This window comes from Tateyamaria sp. (assembly GCF_059783535.1).
Genome location: NZ_JBYNDP010000021.1, coordinates 1 through 5,090 on the forward strand (window position 1 = coordinate 1; position 5,090 = coordinate 5,090).

A 5,090-nucleotide genomic window follows, 5' to 3' on the forward strand; every position below is an offset into this window, starting at 1 on the left:
TCCCGACACCCGGCACACCCCGTCCGGTTTCGTCACGTTTGCTGGCAGGTCTCCCGGCTTGCGGATCCCGAGGCTCTTGGCCTCTGCGGTTGCCCTGCCTTCCCGGCCTTTGGCCAGTGGCGTGGGGCGACCTCTCCGGTCACGGTCGCGGGGGCGGCTGCGTTGGCGAGATTTTTCGACGAAAATTCCTGCGCTGCATTCCCTTTTCACCCGAAGCGGACCCCGGGCACCAGCCCGTCCGTAGTGCGCGGGCGGCGAAACAGAGTCAAGCGGGAACGCGTCAGTGACTCCACGGTACATCCGCTGTTTCGACCGCACATGAATGCCCCATGGCACAAAAATTCACTGTTATGCACTTCGACGGGATTCCGAGACCCGAACCAGAGTGGAAATGCTATTGGCTCTGCAAGGCAGCAAAGTCACAAAAATGCTAAACAGGTGCTCAGTTTTTTTAGCTTTGAAGAATACGACGTCTCCGGGCTGCCAAGCCGCGTGGGATCGAGTAGCCTGCAGACGCCAAACACAACGATAGCAGGTTGTCATGCCACGTCCTGATCCCACTTTGACGCCCCCGCCCAAAATAAAGCTATCTAGACTGCGCGATATTGGCTGGTCGAGATGGGACCCGATAGGACTGCTTGGAGCTGATCAGAAGTGGGAGGACGAGGACTGCATACCGTTTGCAGACGAGTATGACAGGTACTTGATTCAGGCTGCCAGCCAGCTTCGTAAAGGCATATCTGATCAGACCGTTATTAGCTATCTCGCCGAGATTGAGGCGAATTACATGGGATTGGGAGCCTCTCAAGGCGCACTGAATCGTGCGCAAGCGGTCGTTGAGGCTATTCAGGCCGATGACGAACTTTGGACATACCCAGATTGATCTCAACCGCTTCGACCATCCCTTCAGCGGCTGGTTCAGCATATTTTCTCTAATGGCCGGTCTCGATGCTGCCAGTTTTGACCTTTGGTTGAGGCCTAACCTTCTCTTAGTCTTGCTGGATGTGTGCGAGGAAGACGCTCAGACGGTTTTCTTCCGATGATTACCACTTGGGTGATACGCTTCTGAAGCGGGTCGAAGATGCCGCGGGGTGGGACCACACCTTTAGTGCTGGCGTATGATGCGCGCCAATTCGCGGGTGAAACTCATGATGATTGCTGACCCTTACCGGATCGCCTGACCTGACAGGCGCAAACGCCTCTGGTCGCGCGGCGCAAATAGTGGCACGACTTGGCCAACATATTCCGGAGGACGCCATGGACGACATCACCGAACGCCACAATGCCAAGATGAAAAAGATCAAGGCCGCCCGCGACAAGATGATGGAGACCAAGACCGAGGAGAAGGGTCTGATAATGGTCCATACCGGCCCGGGCAAGGGCAAATCCTCGTCCGGGTTCGGGATGATCATGCGTTGCATTTCGCATGGTATGCCCTGTGCGGTGGTTCAGTTCATCAAGGGCAATTGGGACACCGGGGAAAAGACGTTCCTGCGGGATCGGTTCGCGGATGAGTGCCGGTTTTTTGTGTCCGGAGAAGGGTTCACTTGGGAAACCCAGGATCGCGAGCGGGACATCGCGGCGGCTGAGAATGGGTGGAAGATTGCCAAGGAGCAGATCCTTGATCCCGAAATCCAGTTTGTTCTACTGGACGAGATCAACATCGCACTGCGCTACGATTATCTGGATATCGATGAGGTTGTGGACTTCCTGATGACCCAAAAGCCGGAGATGACGCATGTTGTGCTGACGGGCCGGAACGCGAAACCCGAGTTGATCGAGGCGGCTGACCTCGTGACCGAGATGACGCTGGTAAAGCACCCGTTCAAGGATTTGGGTGTGAAGGCGCAGAAGGGTGTGGAGTTCTAAGATGATTGTTGGCCATTTGGCTGCGGGTTATCTCGCTGCGCGAGGGCTGGCGGCCGTTGGTGCAACGGCCATTTTTGCTGGGTTGCTGCTGGGCAGTGTTCTGCCCGATGTTGACATGCTTTGGTTCTTTCTTGTCGATGGTCAGCAGACCCATCACCATGATTATCTGACTCACCGGCCGGTCGTTTGGGCTTTGGTGTTGGCCATCGGCGCCGCGATACGCAGACAATTTTGGATTGGTGTTGGATTGGGCGGTCTGCTGCACCTTATGCTAGACAGCATTGTCGGTAAGGTCGCATGGGCGTGGCCGATTTCACATGCAGCACACCCGCTTGTGGTCGTTCCCGCTACCCAGTCACACTGGGTGCTGTCATTTCTGGTCCACTGGACTTTTGCTATCGAAATCGCACTTTGTATGGCCGCGCTCTTTCTGTTCGTTAAGGCGCGGTCAGAGTAAGTGTGTTTGTTTCACGTCAGCCGCGTGCAAGCAAACTGAGGGTGTCGAAGTCAATCGCCCAGGCAGCCGCTGGCACTGCAATTGCCAGCCCCATAAGGATCATCGTTTTGCGCGCCCGCGCCTTGGCCGCACGCTTGCGGCGTTCGGGTGTATTTGTGAAATCTAACATGATCTTTCCGTTTCGTTTGCGTGGTGTCATGTAAGTGATCGTTGCATCAGCTTGCGCGACGAATCTGGCATTTCTGCGATGTCAGGATGGAGGTATCATGGCGAAAGCCCTCATGTTTCAAGGCACTGGCTCGAATGTCGGCAAGTCGATGCTGGTCTCGGGACTGTGCCGCGCGGCAAAGCGCCGAGGCCTCTCAGTGGCCCCGTTCAAACCGCAAAACATGTCGAACAATGCCGCCGTGACAACGGATGGCGGAGAGATTGGTCGTGCCCAGGCCCTGCAGGCCATGGCGTCCGGGTTGCAGCCCCATACGGACATGAACCCTGTGCTACTGAAACCCGAAACAGACGTGGGCAGCCAGGTCGTGGTGCAGGGCAAACGTCTGACCACGGTGAAGGCGCGGGAGTACGCCGCACTGAAGCCGCAGCTTATGGAGCATGTCCTCGACAGTTTTGATCGGTTGAAACAGGCGCATGATCTGGTGCTGGTTGAAGGGGCGGGCAGCCCGGCTGAGGTGAACCTGCGTCCCGGTGACATTGCCAATATGGGCTTTGCCCGCGCCGCCGACTGCCCCGTGATCCTGGCGGGTGACATCGACCGGGGCGGGGTGATTGCGCAGGTTGTTGGAACGCAGGCCGTGATTGATCCCGAGGACGCGGCGTTGATCAAGGGCTTCCTGATCAACCGCTTTCGTGGTGATCCGCGCCTGTTTGACGATGGCTATGCCTTGATCGAGCAACACACGGGATGGCGCGGTTTTGGCGTGGTGCCCTGGTTTGCGGATGCGTGGAAACTGCCGGCTGAGGATGCGCTGGACATCGCGACACCACGTCGCCCGGATGGCCTGCATATCGTGTGCCTCAAACTGTCGCGTATCGCCAATTTCGATGACCTTGATCCGTTGGCGCAGGAGCCGGGGGTGCGGTTGACTATGTTGCATGCGGGCCAACCATTGCCCGCGGATACGGATGTGGTGATCATCCCCGGCAGCAAATCAACTCGGGGCGATCTGCAGTTTCTCAAGGACCAAGGGTGGGATGAGGATATCCGTGCCCATGCGCGGCGCGGTGGGGCTGTGCTGGGGATTTGCGGCGGGTTCCAGATGCTGGGGCACGTGGTAGATGACCCTGAAGGCATTGAAGGGCCCGCAGGTGCCACGGATGGGATTGGGCTGCTGGATGTCCAGACCACAATGACGGATGACAAGCGATTGACCACCGTTGATGCGGTTCATGTGCCGTCAGGTCAAGCCTTTCAAGGGTATGAAATTCACATCGGACGCAGCGAAGGGCCAGACCGCGCGCGCCCCTTCGCGCAGGTTGTAGGCCAGGACGAAGGCGCGATCAGCGCGGATGGGCGGGTTGCAGGCAGTTACCTGCACGGCATGTTCCGCGATGATGGATTTCGGAGGGCTTGGCTTGCGGGCTTTGGTGTGAACCACGGCAACGCGTCCTATGCTGACACAGTTGAAACAACGCTTGATGCATTGGCGGATCATCTCGAAACCCATCTCGACATCGACGCGCTTTTGGCTTGCGCGCGCTAGGGCGGAGGCACAGAGTTCGCACATGCCTCATATCGTGATCGACTACTCCGCCAATCTCGAAGATCAGTTGGACATGCATGGCCTCTGCGTTGCTTTGAAAGATGCAGCGGCGGCGACCGGTCTGTTTCCCGCTGCAGGCATTCGGGTGCGCGCGCATGCTGCGCAACACAGCGTGATCGCCGACGGCGATCCAAAACATGGTTTCATCGATATCGTGATCCGGTTGGCTGCAGGACGAACCGAGGACCAGAAAACCCGTGCCACAGACGCTGTCTTTGAGGCGGCCAAGGCCTTCACCGCTGACCACATGGCGCGTCACCCTTTCATGCTGTCCCTTGAACTTCGAGAGATCGACCCAAACCACAGCCGCAAAACCAGTTCGATCCGTAGCTACCTGCCGCCGGAGATGCACTAGACGTCTCTTCTGATTGAAAACACCACGTGGGAGCCCGCAGGGCGGGGGCGAAGCCCCCTAAAACATGTCGTCGCGTAGCGTCCGCGGGATCACTCGAAGCCAAATTCAGGCAGTTGATCGAACGCGACTTTCAATGCCTGCCCCCATCCATTCGATACCGTCTGGAAATAGGGATCATCCGCTTCGATCCGTTCGGCATGGGTGATGGACAGGCTGTCGCGATCATAGGTCACGTAATCAAGCGGCAGACCCACGGACAGGTTCGATTTGATGGTCGAGTCAAAGCTGACCATCAGCAGCTTCACCGCATCCTCGAAGCGCATGGCCGGATCATGTGCACGCACGATGATGGGTTTGCCGTACTTCGCTTCGCCAATCTGAAAAAACGGGGTGTCGTCAGAGGCTTCGATGAAGTTCCCCTCGGGATAGACAAGGAACAGGCGGGGTTCTGATCCCTTGATCTGCCCCCCGATAATCATGGTCGCGCCAAATGCGCCATCGGCTTCCATGCCCGTTGTGGCGTTGGATTGGATTACTTCTTTCAGAGTACGCCCAACCTCGCGCGCGACCTGAAACATGGACGGCGCTTCAAGGATCGAGGGGCTGCGATCCTCGGGTGCCTTTGACCGCTCAT

Annotated in this window: 6 protein-coding genes and 1 riboswitch; of the genes, 4 read left to right on the top strand and 2 right to left on the bottom strand. The window is 57.7% G+C overall.

Features of this window, described 5'->3' with window-relative positions:
* Positions 1 to 26: 26 nt before the first annotated feature.
* Positions 27 to 247, bottom strand: a riboswitch (cobalamin riboswitch).
* Positions 248 to 1,257: 1,010 nt separating this feature from the next.
* Together cobO and AC6RA8_RS06490 are read left to right on the top strand one after the other, a co-directional pair.
* The gene (gene cobO / locus AC6RA8_RS06485; RefSeq protein WP_500351376.1) at positions 1,258 to 1,869 is read left to right on the top strand and encodes a cob(I)yrinic acid a,c-diamide adenosyltransferase; all 612 of its coding nucleotides are present in this window, start codon (positions 1,258 to 1,260) and stop codon (positions 1,867 to 1,869) included.
* Position 1,870: 1 nt separating this feature from the next.
* Positions 1,871 to 2,326, top strand: a complete 456-nt coding sequence (locus tag AC6RA8_RS06490; protein WP_500351378.1) for a metal-dependent hydrolase — start codon at positions 1,871 to 1,873, stop codon at positions 2,324 to 2,326.
* Between the two features lie 16 nt (positions 2,327 to 2,342).
* Here AC6RA8_RS06490 and AC6RA8_RS06495 read toward each other — a convergent pair whose 3' ends face one another.
* Positions 2,343 to 2,495, bottom strand: coding sequence for a hypothetical protein (locus AC6RA8_RS06495; protein ID WP_500351379.1), 153 nt, complete (start codon positions 2,493 to 2,495; stop codon positions 2,343 to 2,345).
* Positions 2,496 to 2,592: 97 nt separating this feature from the next.
* Between AC6RA8_RS06495 and AC6RA8_RS06500 the strand changes: the two genes are divergently transcribed.
* Positions 2,593 to 4,041 (top strand): cobyric acid synthase, encoded by a 1,449-nt coding sequence (locus tag AC6RA8_RS06500; protein WP_500351381.1) that lies wholly within the window; start codon positions 2,593 to 2,595, stop codon positions 4,039 to 4,041.
* 22 nt (positions 4,042 to 4,063) lie between these two features.
* Positions 4,064 to 4,456: a 5-carboxymethyl-2-hydroxymuconate Delta-isomerase gene (locus tag AC6RA8_RS06505; RefSeq protein ID WP_500351382.1), complete on the top strand. Its 393-nt coding sequence runs from the start codon at positions 4,064 to 4,066 to the stop codon at positions 4,454 to 4,456.
* Between the two features lie 89 nt (positions 4,457 to 4,545).
* On the opposite strand, the gene AC6RA8_RS06510 is transcribed toward AC6RA8_RS06505, so the two are convergent.
* Positions 4,546 to 5,090 (bottom strand): proteasome-type protease (locus AC6RA8_RS06510; RefSeq protein ID WP_500351384.1); only part of this gene is annotated, 545 nt, incomplete at its 5' end.

Coding starts and splice junctions, on each gene's coding strand:
- cobO (WP_500351376.1), top strand. CDS start 1,258: ATGGACGACATCACCGAACGCCACAATGCCAAGATGAAAAAGATCAAG.
- AC6RA8_RS06490 (WP_500351378.1), top strand. CDS start 1,871: ATGATTGTTGGCCATTTGGCTGCGGGTTATCTCGCTGCGCGAGGGCTG.
- AC6RA8_RS06500 (WP_500351381.1), top strand. CDS start 2,593: ATGGCGAAAGCCCTCATGTTTCAAGGCACTGGCTCGAATGTCGGCAAG.
- AC6RA8_RS06495 (WP_500351379.1), bottom strand. CDS start 2,495: ATGTTAGATTTCACAAATACACCCGAACGCCGCAAGCGTGCGGCCAAG.
- AC6RA8_RS06505 (WP_500351382.1), top strand. CDS start 4,064: ATGCCTCATATCGTGATCGACTACTCCGCCAATCTCGAAGATCAGTTG.